The organism is Planococcus lenghuensis, assembly GCF_001999905.1.
GTDB lineage: Bacteria > Bacillota > Bacilli > Bacillales_A > Planococcaceae > Indiicoccus > Indiicoccus lenghuensis.
In genome coordinates this window covers 223233-238982 of the sequence record NZ_CP019641.1, presented here as the reverse complement: position 1 = coordinate 238982, position 15750 = coordinate 223233, and the positions used below count along the sequence as shown (strand labels likewise).

At 42.2% G+C, this 15750-nt stretch carries 18 protein-coding genes and 1 pseudogene; 10 read left to right on the top strand and 9 right to left on the bottom strand.

Translation table 11 applies throughout. The features are described 5' to 3' along the window. Positions 1–58: 58 nt before the first annotated feature. A complete protein-coding gene (locus tag B0X71_RS21830) occupies positions 59–454 on the bottom strand; it encodes a transposase (protein WP_408634156.1) in 396 nt (131 codons plus the stop codon). Between the two features lie 89 nt (positions 455–543). Then, positions 544–1017: pseudogene (locus B0X71_RS21825) on the bottom strand (transposase); the annotation flags it as partial. 130 nt (positions 1018–1147) lie between these two features. On the opposite strand from B0X71_RS21825, the gene B0X71_RS19800 reads away from it, so the two are divergent. After that, positions 1148–2187 (top strand): IS630 family transposase gene (locus B0X71_RS19800; protein ID WP_269750118.1). Its coding sequence is split into 2 segments (ribosomal slippage): positions 1148–1645 and positions 1648–2187, totalling 1038 coding nucleotides; the frame shifts between segments, so codons are not numbered across the junction. 405 nt (positions 2188–2592) lie between these two features. Here B0X71_RS19800 and B0X71_RS19795 read toward each other — a convergent pair. Beyond that, positions 2593–2982, bottom strand: a complete 390-nt coding sequence (locus B0X71_RS19795; RefSeq protein ID WP_077591284.1) for a helix-turn-helix domain-containing protein — start codon at positions 2980–2982, stop codon at positions 2593–2595. Positions 2983–3436: 454 nt separating this feature from the next. Between B0X71_RS19795 and B0X71_RS19790 the strand changes: the two genes are divergently transcribed. From B0X71_RS19790 to xerS, 6 genes are all read left to right on the top strand, one after another. Then, positions 3437–3829, top strand: a complete 393-nt coding sequence (locus B0X71_RS19790) for a hypothetical protein (RefSeq protein WP_077591283.1) — start codon at positions 3437–3439, stop codon at positions 3827–3829. 535 nt (positions 3830–4364) lie between these two features. After that, positions 4365–4583: a hypothetical protein gene (locus tag B0X71_RS19785; RefSeq protein ID WP_077591282.1), complete on the top strand. Its 219-nt coding sequence runs from the start codon at positions 4365–4367 to the stop codon at positions 4581–4583. A gap of 430 nt (positions 4584–5013) precedes the next feature. Next, a complete protein-coding gene (locus tag B0X71_RS19780) occupies positions 5014–5811 on the top strand; it encodes a DUF3800 domain-containing protein (RefSeq protein WP_077591281.1) in 798 nt (265 codons plus the stop codon). Positions 5812–5919: 108 nt separating this feature from the next. Continuing rightward, complete coding sequence (locus B0X71_RS19775; RefSeq protein ID WP_077591280.1) at positions 5920–6639, top strand: Fic family protein; 720 nt, start codon at positions 5920–5922, stop codon at positions 6637–6639. Positions 6640–6715: 76 nt separating this feature from the next. Next, complete coding sequence (gene mntA / locus B0X71_RS19770) at positions 6716–7120, top strand: type VII toxin-antitoxin system MntA family adenylyltransferase antitoxin (protein ID WP_077591279.1); 405 nt, start codon at positions 6716–6718, stop codon at positions 7118–7120. 251 nt (positions 7121–7371) lie between these two features. Then, positions 7372–8508 (top strand): tyrosine recombinase XerS, encoded by a 1137-nt coding sequence (gene xerS, locus B0X71_RS19765; RefSeq protein WP_077591278.1) that lies wholly within the window; start codon positions 7372–7374, stop codon positions 8506–8508. A 39-nt stretch (positions 8509–8547) separates the two neighbouring features. Here the strand turns inward: xerS and B0X71_RS19760 are convergent, their stop codons facing one another. Next, positions 8548–9228 (bottom strand): hypothetical protein, encoded by a 681-nt coding sequence (locus B0X71_RS19760; RefSeq protein WP_077591277.1) that lies wholly within the window; start codon positions 9226–9228, stop codon positions 8548–8550. A 67-nt stretch (positions 9229–9295) separates the two neighbouring features. Between B0X71_RS19760 and B0X71_RS21820 the strand changes: the two genes are divergently transcribed. The 3 genes from B0X71_RS21820 (at position 9296) to B0X71_RS19750 (ending at position 11243) form a co-directional block, all read left to right on the top strand. Beyond that, entirely contained in the window at positions 9296–9412 is a 117-nt protein-coding gene (locus B0X71_RS21820) for a DUF6444 domain-containing protein (protein WP_408634160.1), read from the top strand. 75 nt (positions 9413–9487) lie between these two features. After that, positions 9488–9931, top strand: a complete 444-nt coding sequence (locus tag B0X71_RS19755) for a transposase family protein (protein WP_077591276.1) — start codon at positions 9488–9490, stop codon at positions 9929–9931. After that, positions 9900–11243 carry an ISL3 family transposase gene (locus B0X71_RS19750; RefSeq protein ID WP_156889998.1) on the top strand — a complete coding sequence of 448 codons (1344 nt, stop codon included), beginning with the start codon at positions 9900–9902 and terminating at the stop codon, positions 11241–11243. Before B0X71_RS19755 ends, B0X71_RS19750 begins: the two co-directional genes overlap by 32 nt. 306 nt (positions 11244–11549) lie before the next feature. On the opposite strand, the gene B0X71_RS19745 is transcribed toward B0X71_RS19750, so the two are convergent. The 5 genes from B0X71_RS19745 to B0X71_RS19730 form a co-directional block, all read right to left on the bottom strand. After that, positions 11550–12362: an ABC transporter permease gene (locus B0X71_RS19745; protein WP_077591274.1), complete on the bottom strand. Its 813-nt coding sequence runs from the start codon at positions 12360–12362 to the stop codon at positions 11550–11552. Further along, on the bottom strand, positions 12363–13274 hold the full coding sequence (locus B0X71_RS19740) for a metal ABC transporter ATP-binding protein (RefSeq protein ID WP_198038761.1): 912 nt from the start codon (positions 13272–13274) through the stop codon (positions 12363–12365). A gap of 6 nt (positions 13275–13280) precedes the next feature. Next, positions 13281–13451, bottom strand: coding sequence for a hypothetical protein (locus B0X71_RS21165; protein WP_156889997.1), 171 nt, complete (start codon positions 13449–13451; stop codon positions 13281–13283). Positions 13452–13639: 188 nt separating this feature from the next. Next, positions 13640–14440: an ExeA family protein gene (locus B0X71_RS19735; RefSeq protein WP_077588586.1), complete on the bottom strand. Its 801-nt coding sequence runs from the start codon at positions 14438–14440 to the stop codon at positions 13640–13642. Continuing rightward, positions 14433–15743 (bottom strand): DDE-type integrase/transposase/recombinase, encoded by a 1311-nt coding sequence (locus B0X71_RS19730; protein ID WP_456299480.1) that lies wholly within the window; start codon positions 15741–15743, stop codon positions 14433–14435. The genes B0X71_RS19735 and B0X71_RS19730 overlap by 8 nt, the downstream gene beginning before the upstream one ends. Positions 15744–15750 lie beyond the last annotated feature (7 nt).

The window sequence follows — 15750 nt, the reverse complement described above, 5'->3', positions numbered from 1 at the left end:
CTATCCATTTGGTAATTTTATGCAAATAACCAAGAGAAATGGGGACCGACCATTCGCTTTATGGAACCGATGTTCCTCCAATCCGGCGAATCCGGTCCCTGGCTTTCATCCAGAGCTTCGCCGTTAACAGGCGCGTGATGGCCAGAATCGACTTTTTGCTTTCTGTTTCCAGCTGGATCAGCACATTCAGGCGGTAGGCGATCAAGGCCAGGTAGATCTGGTTTTTTACGGCATTTGCGCTTTGTCCGTAAAAATGCTTGATCTTCACGTGCTGCTTGAGCCATTTGAAGAACAATTCGATGGCCCACCGTGACCGATAGATGTCACTGATTTCCGCTGGAGATAAGTCGAAACGGTTGGTGACAAGGCGCAATTCCCCGCCTTTGCCATCCGGTATGACCACAATCCGAAAGACGTTTTCCGTACAATTTGTCGCGTTTCCGATAAAGGCCATCGTATCTGAAATGGTATCACAACAAACGCAAGTGCGAATCTTTCTACCAGACGTACGACGGAATTTTTCTTCAGCCGGCTGACAAAAAAGAGGCCCTCGTCTGTGAACGCGTCAAAGCGGCCATAATCCATATAGCCCCGGTCAAAAACATACATGGCTTCCTTGTCATCAACGAGCACTTCCAGCTGGCTGCGGTCGGATTCCTTGGCGTTCGTGATGATTTCCTTGTCGGGATAATGGGTTCCCCTCTCATCGAATACCAGACGCAGATGCAGTTTGACGCCCGATTTGGTCTTCCGGAACTTCGCCCACTTAAAGTGGTTGACGTTTAGGGGAAGCGTGGAAGAGTCGATGACTTTCAATGGCATCCCGTTGGGGGATGGCATCTTCTTTCCGTTGATCAGGCTCACAAGCTGCAGGAAGATATTCGAAAGAATCACTGGGTCCAGATTGTTGTTTTTTCTCGACAGCTGGGAAACACTGATGGATTTAACGCCGGCAGTCCGCTGAACATCGGTATTTGCCAAAGCAGCTTCCAGCGCATGAAGGCTGTCTACTTTCATTAATTGGGCGTGCAACATCAAAAGCAGATACGCCTGCGTCGTCAGTTTTTTTGTATATATAAGTTGATTTAATGTTTCGAACATCCAGCAATCAGGTGTATACTGTTAATACCTGAAAGGATGATCGAATATGGAAAAACAGGATCAGCTGAGCGAACTGCAGGAAGCCATGAACCAGGCGAAAGACCGCCGGCTTTACGAACGATATCTGGCTGTCCGTCTTGTCCTGGAGGGCGAGACAATGGAGGAAGCCGGCCGGATCATCGGCCGGCGCCGCCAGGCCGTCAGTTCTTACTTGTCCGCTTATCTGGCAGGCGGCATCGAGGGACTGGCCCTTGGCCATTCCACTGGAAAGAAACCGAAACTGACGGCAGAACAGCAGGAAGAGCTGGCGGAGACGATTGCCACCCGGACACCGGCCGATGTCGGCTTCAGCGCCCGCTACAACTGGACACTCGCACTGGCTGCCGAATACGCGAAAAACAGATGGGGCGTCTCTTATTCCCTGCGCGGTATGTCGATTCTGTTGGGCAGGCAGGGGCTCTCCAATACACGGCCGACGTATACGCTGGAGAAAGCCGATCCGGAAAAGCAGCGGGAATTCAAGGAAAAGACGTTTCCAGCGCTAAAAAAAAGCTGATGGCTGAAGAGATCGACCATCTCCTCTTCGAGGATGAGTCGATGATCCGAGATTACCAGGCAATCGGGCGGACGTGGTTCAGAAAAGGGGAACAGCGGTTCATCCCCACTCACGGCCAACACAAAGGCGTGAAGCTCATCGCCACGCTAAATTACGCGACGGGCGAAGTCTTCTGCACAGAAGAAGAACGGTATGATGCCGTGACGTTCCTGCGCTTTCTCAGGAAACTCCTATCTGTTTACCCAACGGGTAAGATCGCCGTGGTTCTGGACAATGCCCGAATCCATCACGCGAAGCTGATCCAGCCGTTTCTGGAAGAGAACCGGGACCGATTGGGGCTTGTCTTCCTGCCGCCCTACAGCCCCCAACTGAACCTGACGGAAGGCCTCTGGAAATGGCTGAAGGAATCCGTCATTAACAATGTCTTCTTCCCGGATGTTCGTAAGATTAAGCTGAAAGTGCGGGAATTCATCCAGTACATCAGCGAGCGATTGGAAGAAGTGATTGATCGGCTTTGCGTGCGCCTTTGAGTATGTTTCTTTAATTCAACTTATATAGCAATCCTGTCGATGATCTTTCACAATTTCGTTGAATTTCTCAAAATTTATGGGGTAAACCCATTTACCAAATGCCGTTTTTTTAGTATTCTTGTCCATGCGTGAGTCCTTTTTAGTGGATTTGGACAGGAACTACCTGTGCTTTCCATTATGAAGGACTTTTTCTTTTGGATTTAACTGATTTTTGAAGATTTGATGAATTTCTAATGTTCCGGATAAATTAATGCAACACTAGTGAGTTTGGCTAGTGAGAAAAAGTCATATCGAAGGGGTGGAACCACTTCTGACGGGGCATGCTCAAAAATAAACTCGGTCGGGGAGGATTTCATTTAGCCGGCCGTTCTTAGTTAGCTGGTTGAAGACATAGATTGCATTCCTTTAGTTTCCGAAGGGGGTTCCCTGCTCCGTTTTTGCAAGCTCCCGCTGTTTTCCCATTCGCCGTTTCACTTGGATATAGGAAATCATGTCTGCCACTTCTTCTTCGTTCAATGGATGGTCATCAACCGTGAGCTTATAGCCGCTCATTCCTTGTTTATTCTGCAAATCGCACTCTATGTGATGTGCCGAGCGGCCAAGCAGTGAATCTGCGGAAACACCCAAAAACTCGGCGATCCGTATGAGGTGTGGAACCGTTAGAAGTTTCTTACCATCTTCATATGCCCACACGGTACTTTTGGCAATACCAAGTTCCTTTGCAAATTCCCCATCTGATAAATTACGTTGTTCACGTAGTATTCTTATTCTTTCACCAATTGACACTATTTCCATTTTATCCTCCTATGGTTCATCGAATTTTCGAAATCACAGCTTATTTCAATCAGTCTACCATAGGAATGGATAATCAGCAGAAAACAGCGATGTTTTGCCTGTTCTTCGAGCTCTGTCAGCGGGTATCAGAGGCAGTGAAATAAACAATATATTTCTTTCACTTTCTGAAGTTTTGGCCAAGATCAGCAAAAAGGAGTTATTAGAACGACTCAGGAAGACACTTCTGCCAGTGGACAAGACGAATGGTTGTACTGGAATCACTAAGACCGGTAAAATAAGAATTAATTAGAGATATCATTAATTTTTTATAATTAGTATGAAGCCAGGAAAGACGATGATGAAGTTAGCGGAGTTGTCTGCAAAGACGCGGAGAATCACTTGATTTTCTGCGTTTTTTTACAAATTCAGGCGAAATGAAATCAAGATCTTCTTGGATTTCAAAGGAGGGAACAGTATGAAGCCGCCAGAAACTACGGCAAGACAAGTAGGCCTTCTCCTGGATATGGAACAGAATTTGGATGAAGAAAAGTATGTGTTCAGCAAAACTAGAACTATTAACGGAGGGAAAGAGGAACTGGTCCGTGACTGTCTTTATGATCTCAAGGTCTCATTCAAATCCTGTCAGACGAATAGGGTAGCCTTAAATACAGCTGAGCTTTATTTTCAGCCAGAAGAGTATGAGCTGTTCTTGTTAATGCTGATCCAGCATCCACATCCGCTGCCAAGCGATTACCGGCAGTGGCTAGATGAGAGAGCGGATGTCGTCTGTATGCATCTGGAAGCCATTGAGCCACCAGAAGTCTTTGCAGCTCGACTTGGCGACACATTGCAATACATCGCCCAATAACTGCCGGAATCGATATTTAATGAGGGAAAACGTGCAAAGCTTCATCACTTTGTTCGCCCGCTTATCCGTCAATTGTCTAGGGCACAGTCGATATGTCCTGGCTGATTTATAGGAAAGTGCCTGGGATCAGGCAAGCTTAAAGCTTCAAATAGAGCCAAATGGAATCTATACATATCAAGGACCAGAAGGGGGGCTAAAAATTGCAACGTCATTTTTTGAAATGAGCAGGCCGGACTATGCATGCTAACGCCCCTGTATCGGACAGTCAAATTCAAGCGACTCGCATAGTATAGCGAAGCGGGTATTTAGTTTGCGCTCCAGGAGGACAGATAAACTGATCAGACAATGGAAATCTATCGGAAAAATTGTGGTGGGGAATTTTGAATTGGCAGATTTGCAGTTCATGTAGAAGGGGGCAAACCATTACTGATGATAAGCAATTGAACGCTGAAATGTACATTATCCATTGTCTTATGACGGATTTAATGAATTCTTTCAGGTTTCTAACCACTTTTTAAGGACAGGGGGAACAACAGTGAAATTAGAAGACATCAAAGTGCTCTTAAGAACCATTGTCCAATACGATACAGTAAACATCACGCAGACCTTTACGAAAACTGAGGAAGACCGCGTTATAGTAAGGTGCTTGCCGAATACGAAAACGATAGAGTTAACTTTTATTCCCACACAGACAGTCGAATACCATGAGTCAATAGATAAAGCGGCTCAAGTTATCGCTGAACAAATCAATTGAAGCCGTATGAAGTACATGAACATCTTTATCTTGGTGAAAATAACAGTTCTAAGAAGAAGTGGGGAGAGGCGTTGAATAAGAAGGTTTATCAAAGATAACGAAATCACGCTAAATCCTAGTTCGGATTGTAAAACCAATTGTTCGCAAAATGTCGATTTAACGAACAATTGAGGTGTGATATAATTAGAAAAGAGCCATCTCGCTAAGAGACCGCTCTTTTTGATAAAAAGTAAAACCTACAGGCTGCAGATTAAGGAGCAACCAATAGGTTTCAGTACGTAGCATCTACAAGCTGCGAATTAAGGAGCAACCAATAAAATGCTACAATGTTTATTCAACTTGGTTTGTTTCTTCTTTATTATTATCGCGTAAACGAAGTAATTTGTAAAGTTATATTAACCAGCTAACCAGTAGCTAAGGCGGTGTCCATGTGACAGAAAGAAAATCTTTTCCGGTTCGAATTTTCTTTGATGAGAGCGGTAAACATTCAGAGAAAATTCATTTAATGGGTGCTATTCTAATCCCATCGACTTTGTATGAATTGCCGGAATTACAGGAACTGAACGAAATTGTTCGCCAGTCAGATATCCATTGGGCCACTTTTCGTGGACATGGATCGACACGGAAAAAAATAGAAAAAATCATACTCACAGCCATGAATCATCAACGTCTAATGAAAATGAACGTCATTTCCTATAATCAGAATAAGATTCAACAAGACTCGCAAGAAATCAAAGAAAAATTTGCTGATGTGGTCGATCATACCATTTATACGAAGTTCCCTGAACGAGTTGTTTATGGATTGATCAGGAAGTACGGAAGTCATTCCTTTGTAGATGCACAGGTTGCTATTGAGCACGATAACACATATGAAGCCAAAAATTACGACTTAAGGCGGCAAATGTTTGAGCAACTCAATATCCAATCCATATATAGAGGTGAAAACTTCAAGCTCAGTGATGTTCAATACATGGCCAAACAAGAAGAATATGGGATAGAGTTAACGGATTTGCTACTTGGAATAGTCAGGACCATAATAGAAAATCCCAATGATAGTACATCGGGAAAAAGAGTCAAGAATAAACTGATCCTTGATTTGATAACTGAAAGTGATAGCTTTTACTCCTTTCTAAATCGCGTAAAGCTTTATGAATGGGGAAAATCTAATGATTTGATTGATGCCCCTTTCAAAAATTACTTGGATATATTTTTAAGTGACCATTTATAGAAGTTCGTCTCTAAAAGTAAATTGCGGGTATCAAACACACTTTCTCTATACGCTTATATCTCAAGTAAGGTTGGGTGTTAATTAGTGGAGAGTATTCTGAATGTCGATATGCTTAAGAGAAAATTAGATAAACATCTGCCACTCCAACGAGTGGCAGAAGCAAATCTTAAAGCGGTTGAACGAATCGAATGGATCTATAATTCTAATGCCATTGAAGGAAATACTTTATCCTTAATCGAGACAAAAGTAATTCTAGAAGATGGTCTTACCATTGGCGGCAAGCGTCTGCAGGAGCATTTGGAGGTTATTAATCACTCAGAAGCGATTGACTATGTAGAGGAACAAATCCAGCGACCTACAGTGTTAAATGAAGAAGTTATCAAAACAATTCACTACTTGGTTTTGAAAAGCATAGATAACGAAAATGCAGGTATATATCGTGCGACTAACATTAGAATTTCGGGCAGCAAACATAAGCCACCCCATTTTCTCCAAGTCCCGCATGAAATAAAGAACCTTTTTGAATGGTATGGCCAAGCACAAGAAGAATTGCATCCTGTAGAACTGGCTGCTGAATTCCACTTTAAATTTGTCTATATCCACCCATTTGCTGACGGGAATGGGCGCACTGCGCGCTTGTTAATGAACCTGATTTTGATGAGCAATGGGTTCCCCCCTGCCATTGTGAAAGCTGAGAATGAGCAGCGTCTGAAGTATTATGGAACGTTGGAAATCGCAAGTACACAACAGGATCTGCAGCCTTTTATAAACTTAATCGCAGGATGTGTGGAAGAAAGTCTGGTTAATTACTTAAAAGTTTTCACGTAAAGTTTCGTCATTGGAGTTATTATTTAGGTGGTTGTATAACAGTGCCTGAAACTGAAGTTTTACAGGAGGCCATGCAATGGATGCAAAACTGGAGCAAGTAAAGCATTTCCTGATCGATCGACTTTCTCCAATGCTGTTGATTGTGTTCGGTTCTACAGCGAATGGTACCGCACGTCAGGACAGCGATTTAGACATTGCTTTTCTGAGTAACCAGCAGTTTGACGAGTACCAAGTGTTCATCATCGCGCAAGAACTGGCAGCCATCCTGAATCAGGATGTGGATTTGATTGATTTAGCCAGAGCGTCAACCGTGTTTCAGATGCAGATTGTAAGCAGCGGAAAACTTTTGTTCGGGGAAGATGAACGGCAACGTATGGAGTTCGAAATGAAGACCTATAAAATGTATGCAAAACTGAACGAAGAACGGCAGCCGATTCTAGACAAGATTGATGAAAGTAAGTCGATTTATGGAAAGCAATAGGATCACCTATGGGTTACTTGTTCTCAAACTCTGTTTCTTGGAGATTCTTGTACCAAGAAAGGAGTATAGTCTGCTCCCCTCTCTTTGCTAAAGCAAAATTGAATCTCAAAAACTTGCATCTTTATATTGCTATGAGTAAGCCGCTTTTCAATATATAAGTAATTTGAATAAAAATAGAACATTTGTTCGTTAAAATTGTATTTTGCGAACAATTATACCGATATAACAAAACGAAAGGAAGCGTTCGATTTATGGCCATGACACCCGAAGAGCTGCAGGTTCTACAGCGCATTGAAACACAACTTACAACTATGCCCTTCTACGTTGTCGAATACATCCGTTCTAAAAAACGTGCAGGGCTATCAGCGAACACCTTGCTACAGTACCTCTACCGCTATCAGCACTTTTTCAAGTGGCTGCTCCGGGAAGGACTGACCGATGCGGCGGATGCTGCTTCCATCCCCTATTCCGTCCTGGAGAAACTGCGAAAACAGGACATCGAGCTCTACATCGAGTACCTTCAGGAAGAATCCATTCATTACGAACAGGAAACGACCAAAAAACGCGGGAAAGACGTCGTTAATCTCTCCGTCCATGCGTTGAAGTCCCTATTCAATTACCTGACGAAGGAAACCGAGAATGAAGAAGGAGAATCTTACTTCTACCGGAACGTCATGAGCAAAATCGTTTTGCATACAAAAAAAGAAACGGCGAGCAGACGCGCGCAGAAAATCAGTTCAGTTATCCTGAATGACCAAGAGATCCATGAGTTTCTGCATTTTGTGGAATTCGAGTACGAAGAATTGCTGGAAAGCGCCATAGCCAAACAGCGGTTTAAACGGGATAAGGAACGTGATTTAGCCATCCTCTCCCTTTTTCTTGGCAGCGGAATCCGGCTAGCTGAAACTGCAGGCATGTTGACGAAAAAAGTGAATCTGAAAAAGAAACTGATTGATATCAAACGGAAAGGCGCAAAAGAAGATACCGTGAATATCATGGATCAGGCAATCGAGCATTTGAAGGCTTATCTTTCCATTCGGGAGGCCCGCTATAAGGGGGCGAAGGATGTCCCCTTCCTGTTCGTCACACTCTATGGTGGCACTGCCCGCCCTCTTTCCCGTCGGGCCATTGAGAACCTGGTCGGCAAGTATACGGCTGCATTTGCTCAAGGAGAGGGTATCAGTCCTCATAAACTGCGCCATAGTTTTGCTGCAGATTTCATCCGTAATGGCGGGAATATTGTGCTTTTACGTGACCAGCTAGGACATAGCAATATTGAAACCACTTCTCTTTATACCAACTTGTCCAGCAAAGACCAAGAACAGGTGCTAACACGCATGGGAACCAATCGATCCAAGAAGAATATGCAAATTGAAGAAGACTGTTGAAGAAAGAACGATGGCTGCATTTCCTCTCTAGCTGTCGTTCTATCCTTCACTTGATTCAATAAGAATACCTTTTTCCTTGTTTATCCGAAGAGTCTTTTTCCCTACTTTGTATTCCTCTATAATTCGAAGATCTTCTACTTCATTTCTTAAAATTTCCAAACACTTGTAAGTAGATATAAGTTGGTTGTTACAAAGTTCAATAAAGTTTTCTCTTTGCATTCCTTTAATCGAATAGATTTTTGAATGTTCAACTCCGAAATAGTATCCCGTTAACTCTTGCATAAGTTCATTGGAAAAATATTGACTACATTGGCCACGTATTTCTCTCCAAGTATCCAACTTAGTATGGGCAATTATATGGCCTTTTGAGGTGCTATCTACAGAGATTCTACCATTACTCCAAAATTGCCTTAGTCTCTCTTTTAAGTTAACTTCTTTTTTGTTAAGCAAGTAATACTGAGAAAAAACATAAATGAAGGAATTTTGCAATATTTCACTGTTAATTAAGTAAATAAGGTTTTTCTTGATAGCTTCTTCTCTCTTTTTTTTATTAATTAAATCTATACGAGCATCTTGAACGGTTTGATTAGAATTTTTAGCAAGCTTATATGTCAAAAAAACGTATATTCCTGTGATGGAAACCAAAATTGCATTAAGAAGGACTGCCAAGGCCCCACTATTTATGTTCAAAAAACTAATAAAATCATTAACTAGATTCACTATTATAACTCCTTCCTTAAATAAGATTATACAGTAAATTATTTCTTTTTAGCTATCTTATGTATAAATAGAAGAGTATACATTTTCTGGTTTTTTAAAAACCCGGGTACAGGATCTCGAGCGGCAGCTTGGCACTGACAGCCGCAACAGCAGTAAACCACCATCTTCCGTAAGCGTCAAATAGGTTCTTTCCATACTTAGTTGAATAGTTTGTGTATTCTGTTATAATGAAACAAAAAATCATAGGAGAGATGGCTTTATGGAGGAACTCATCACATTACTCGATGAAAATTTAGTTTGCACAAGTACGGATATATCTGCCGATTTCATTCGTTTTTCTGTGGCATCTACTCGCAAAGAATGTGTATGTCCTTCCTGCCAACAGGTGTCTTCCCGCATCCACTCTCGCTATAGCCGAAACTTTCAAAATTTACCGATTCAAGATAAAAAAGTAGTCATCATACTATCAAACCGGAAAATGTTTTGTGATAATGCTTCCTGTCACCGGACGACATTTACCGAAACCTTCCCCTTTTTAGACAATAAAGCGAAGAAAACCAGGAGGTTAAAAGAAACTATCCTGGAAGTTTCATTAACCCAAAGTTCTGTCTCAGCTGCAGCCTATCTATCTCAGCACGTAGTCGACGTTAAAAAGAGTACCATCTGTAACTATCAAAAAAAAAAGTCTACTGTCCATAAATAAAGAATCGATTGAAGCGATCTGCATCGATGATTTCGCGATAAAAAAAAGAAAGAGCTACGGCACTCTCATGATCGATTTGACGGATGGCAAAGTCATTGACCCCATTGAATCAAGAGAGAAAAAAGATGTGGTTAGTTGGCTTTCACTCTTTCCAAATATCGAATTTGTTTCAAGAGACGGCTCTCCTACGTATGCCGCGGCGATTCGGGAAGCTCATCCTGAAGCCCATCACATCAGCGATCGCTTTCATTTAGTGAAAAACCTGACAGATGCGATTACACTCTATCTGTATAGTGTTTTATCCGGACGGATCATCATTCCATTAACGAAGGAACAGCACGCTATGAATCTACTACTAACCACTAAATCTTCACGACGCGATAAAATCCTATGGGTCAAAGCTTTGGCGTCCCAAGGACGCACCTTACAAGAAATTCGTTCTCAAACGAGATGCAGCTTTCAAATGATTCGAAAATATATGAGAATGCATGAAGAAGAAATCCCCAAAGAGTCAGTGGATCAACGTGGTCAGGAACACAAGAAAGCCGTTCAAAAAGTAATAGGAAGAGCCGAAGCAGTGATCGCTTTACGGGAAAAAGGATACAGTATCAGAAAAATTGCCGATGAAACTGGCTATACAATGAAGACGATAAACAATTATTTAGCTTCCGATTTCAATCCGGTCCACGGCCAATATGGTGTACAGCGCAACGGAAAATTAGCTCCTTTTCGAAATGAAGTGATCGCTTTACGTTCAAAAGGAACCACTTATAAAGAGATCTACACTTCCATTTGTAAGAAAGGTTACACAGGTTCAGAAGCTGCGATCAGACAATTCATAGCGAAAGAGAAAAGGCTGCGAAGCGATCTAAAAGATGAAGAAACCGCCGATGCCACGGAGATTGTAGAGAGAAAGTGGCTGGTAAAGCTACTTTACAAGCCACTGGATAAAGTAAAAGCCATTTCCTCCGAACAAGTAAAAAACGTTTTTCAGAAGTATCCGGTGATTGAAACCTTATTTCGCTTACTAGGGGAATTTAAAGGGATTCTTCAATCGGGTAAAAAAGAGGCGTTGCATAAATGGATTTCCGAAGCTGAAAGCCTTAAGTTAAAGGAATTGGTCAGTTTTCTCAATGGAATGAAGAAGGATATAGAGGCCGTTGAAAATGCATGTATCCTGTCTTACAATAACGGATTAGCCGAAAGAAGTATAAATAAGTTGAAAACCATTAAACGTATCATGTATGGAAGAAATAGTTTTGAGCTTCTGCGAAATAAACTATTATTGCTTGAAGCTCGTAAATTCAACTAAGTGTGGAAAGAACCTATTTGACGCTTACTTTTCTACTTCTTTGCTGAGTAAGTTTTTTACAAACATGATATTTGAGCTGAAGAATAATTCCTTATTTTCTACAATAATATAAGCGTCAAATAAAGCTTGCCTGTACTCTAGGCAATTTTTATTGACGCTCACTTTCAATAATCGTATTCAGCTGGAGTCCAATCTATCGTAGAAAAGTATTATCAAAAAGGAATGGAATAAACTTATTTCATCCCACCAGAGGAAAACTATATTTGCTTCTTTCTCTAAATGGAGATGATATTTTGTGATTTTCCTCTAGTGTTCATTATTTAATAGTTTTATCTTTTTTGAAAGAATAATAAAAATCACTAAAACTATTATTGATAAAAATATAGTAGCAGACATTTCTAATAAAGATACTTGATTAGTAAGAGCACTTCTTATCGAATTAGTTTGATAAGTTAAAGGATTAAAAAATGCTACTACTTTCATATAAGTAGGTACATTGTCTAAACTAAAAAAAGTAGGAGCAGTAAATATTAAGGGTAATACCATTAAACTTATAATTAAATCTCTTTGTTGATAGTTGTGAATGCTAGTTGTAATAATTACACCAAGAGTACTCCAAAATAAAATAGCAATAGCACCAAAAGCCAGAGCTAATATAAAACCTGACAAAGTTATTGTTATACCAAAAAACAATGATAATATTATTAGTAAAGTTGATTGAACTATAAACATTGCAATAGGATAAACTGAGAGTCCTAAAATATAACTTATTGGGGTTACTCCATTCAAAAACTTTAGAGCCATCAGGCCCCATCTTCTATCTATGGTCGATCTATAGATAGTATGAGACATTAAACGAATTACTAAAATTGCCATTATACCTGGTACAGAAAATAATATATAATCAACAGACTCTCCTTTAAATTGAATTAGATGATTAGAACTTCTAATTCCTACAACTAAAAATAAGAGGTAAATTATTGGCTCTAAAAATTTTGCATATACAGTATTTCTATTGTTCCAAAAAGCTTGTAGCTCAATTGTAATTACTGCTATTATTCCTTTGACTCCAAGAAAACTATTCTTTCCTAAGTCAATCGATTCAATTTTTTTTTCCACTTACTCTCCCTCCTTCAGTTTTAAGTATATATCCCTTAAGTTCGACTTCTCCTTTTTTACATCTTTCACACAAACATATCTTTCAACAAGCTGAATTAAATCACCCAAAGGTTCATTACTTTTTATTCTTACTTGGAGAGGATTTCTGCTTATTATTTCTATAGATTTTTGTAAAGTATTAAATTGCGCATCACTTAGTTCATGTTCAATTTCTAACGTCAGTACTTCAAAATTCTGAAACCGTGATAAAAAAGCTTCTTTTTTTTCAAAATATATCAACTTTCCTTTATCTATAAACATAATTGTGTCGCAATAATTTTCTACGGAATGTAAATCATGTGAAGACAGCAAAACGAAATTCCCCATATCTGCATGTTTTTTTAGGGATGCTAATAAGTTATCTGTGGATTCCGCATCCAATCCAGTTGTCGGTTCATCTAATATCATGATTTTTGGAGTATGAACGATAGCTCGAGCAATTTGTACTCGTTGTTGCTGTCCACCTGAAAGTGCATCGGGATGCTTTTTACTCATGTCTTCTAGACCAACTATTTTCAGTGCATTGTTTGTTTTAATCTTAGATTCTCTCTTAGAGTATCCTGCCAACATAGCACCCATATATACGTTATTATAAACGTTTAAATACCAATCTATTACTTGTCTTTGTGGACTCCAGCCTATTGATGAAAAAGCATGCTTGTTTAACAACTTCTTATTAAACTCCACCTTTCCCTCTTCCGGATGTATAGCTCCAGCAATAGTGTTCATTAACGTGGTTTTACCAGCCCCATTAGATCCAATAAGTGCTACCATTTGGCCTTGATAAAAATCGGTATTGAAATTTCTTATAACCCAATTATCTCCATATTTAATACCAACATTTTTAATTTTTATTACTTGTTCTTGTTCCAACTTTATTCACCAGCTTTCTTTCCAGCTTTTCAATTCTTTCTTTATCTCCTTAACAGAACAATATCTTTCTTTTTCACTATCATTTAAACCTTTCTCTAAAATCGAAGTTAACCTCGGGTAGTTTTCAATATTTTTTCTTCCTACCTCCCAAGCTCTTTTTATGTACTTTTTATTCATCCCCTCTTCAGAATGGTTATTTATATAATTGTTGTATTCGTCTTGAAACAGCATTACGTTTAATAAAGAAACTATTGAGTAAAGGTCATCTGTTATTGACGTCTGATTTTGTCTGGAAATTGACGGTTCTTTTTGTCCCCAACCTGACGGTTTCTTTGTCCGGAAAAATAGAGAAAAACGAGGGGGAACTAGGCCAGTTCTCCCTCGATCACTTTCTTCACCATCCGGTCGTCGATGATGCGATTTCCATTCTGCGCCGCAAACAACAGGCAATGCGTTGCCAGCTTGTTGATGAGGCGCGACGCACCACTCGAATAGCTGAACACCTCATCAATCGCGGATTCGCTGAAGATATCCCGTCCGACACCTGAGAAGGAAAGATGTTTGTTCATGTACTGTTCGGTCTCCGCCCGGTCAAGATGATGCAGCCGGAATTGGATATCAATCCGCTGGCGGATAGCTGCGAAGGATTGGAGCTGAAGGCGCTCCCACAGTTCGTTCTGCCCGACCATGATCAGCGCCATCGGACTCTGGGCATCCATGCGGAAGTTCAGGAGGAACCGCACCTCTTCCAACATCTCCCGGTCGAGTAAGTGGGCTTCATCCACCACACAGACGGGCGTCAGCTTATGGATGCCTTTCATCAGTTCGATTTCGCGATGCAGTTGCCGCTTGGCATCGCCCCGATAAAACTTGGACTCGAGTCCCAATTGTTCCAACAGCCCCTTATAGAAATGCCGGGGCGTCAACTTTGAGTCTGACAGATAAAGCAGCTTAAAGCGCGAAGGATCCAGTTGATCCGTAAACCGGCGGATGGCGGTGGTCTTTCCGAGTCCGCATTCACCGGTCATGACCGCGAAGAGCTGCCGTTCTGCGGCATAGTTCAGCCGGCCAAGGATTTCTTCCAGCTGATTCGATTCGTACAATTCGGCGGTCGGGATGTCCCGGGAGAACGGCGTGGCACGCATCTCAAAGAACGATTCAAACATGTTCCGCACCCCCTTTTCCGATGTGACGGAAGCTCACGGCCGGCACACTCGGTGTCACGGCAGCTGCCTTGCGGTCCGCGTTCACTTTTTTGGCCCCTTGCAGGAGGCGAGATGAACCGGCAGGTTCTTTCGTCATCTTTTCCGGTAGCGCTGGTCGCTTCCCAGTCTTCTCGGTGATGACCATTTCCCGCGCTTTCCAGCTATCATAACCTGGATAGTCGACGGTCAGTTCGCGGGTGTCCTGCGGATCAAACGTAATTTCCACCTTGCAGCCGACAAAGTTGAGACCGACTTCATATTTGCGGTCCTGGAAACTGATGCAGCCCGATTTATCGACTTTCCGCGTCTCCGCATGCAGGAAGGCATGGGCCAGCTCTTCGGCTGAGACCGAACGGAGCTGGGTCGATTCGTTGCGAAACGCTTCAAATGGCGTCTTGCCGTCCAGTGCGCTGTGTGGTTTGTGGGCGTAGCGCTCTTTCACCCAGACATCCAACCAGCCGTTCAGTTCATCGACGGTCTTCGGTTCTTCGAGTCGCACTTCCTGCAGGAACTCGTCAAAGGTTCGATTGAACCGCTCGACCTTGCCGGTCGATTCTGGTGAATAGGGGCGGGCATATAAAAGCCGTGTGCCGAGCTTGGAACAGGTTCGCGCCATCCATTTGGTGCGATATTGCTTGCCGTTGTCGAAGTAGACGCTCTCCGGTACCCCATGCTTCCGGATGGATTCACGAAATGCATCTTCCACGCAGCGCGCATCCAACATCGGATAGAATGCCACATGGAGCGGGAAGCGGGTCGCATCATCCAGGAACGCCACCATGTAGACCTGTTTCTTCGTCCCGTTTGGCCCGATCGGCAGGTAGGGTCCGTATTTGATATCCGAATGCCAGAGGGCATTCCGACGGCGTTTCTGAAATCGCCGCACGGCGCCCGATGTCTCATGATACATTTTCATCTGACGGGCGCTATACCCTTGTTTTGACAGGCGTTCCTGTAACGTGCTGCGCTTCAATTCGCCTTTTGCGACGACACCGTCCCACTCAAGAATCTGGATAATCGAGGCGATGCTCCGGCTCGGAACCTCTCGTCTCAGGAGGATTGCCTGCTCCACCACGTGATCTTGAAGCTCCCGGGGAACCGAACGGTATGGTTTCTGCTTCAGCCCTTCAAAGCCTTCCTTCTTGAACTGCGCGACGTAGCGTCGGATGGTGCGTTCGGAGAGGCCGTGCCGCTCACAGATTTGCCGGCGGAGCTTTTGCAGTTCCTGGGCATCCAACTTTTCATTCAATAGAGGCGCAATCATCTGAAAC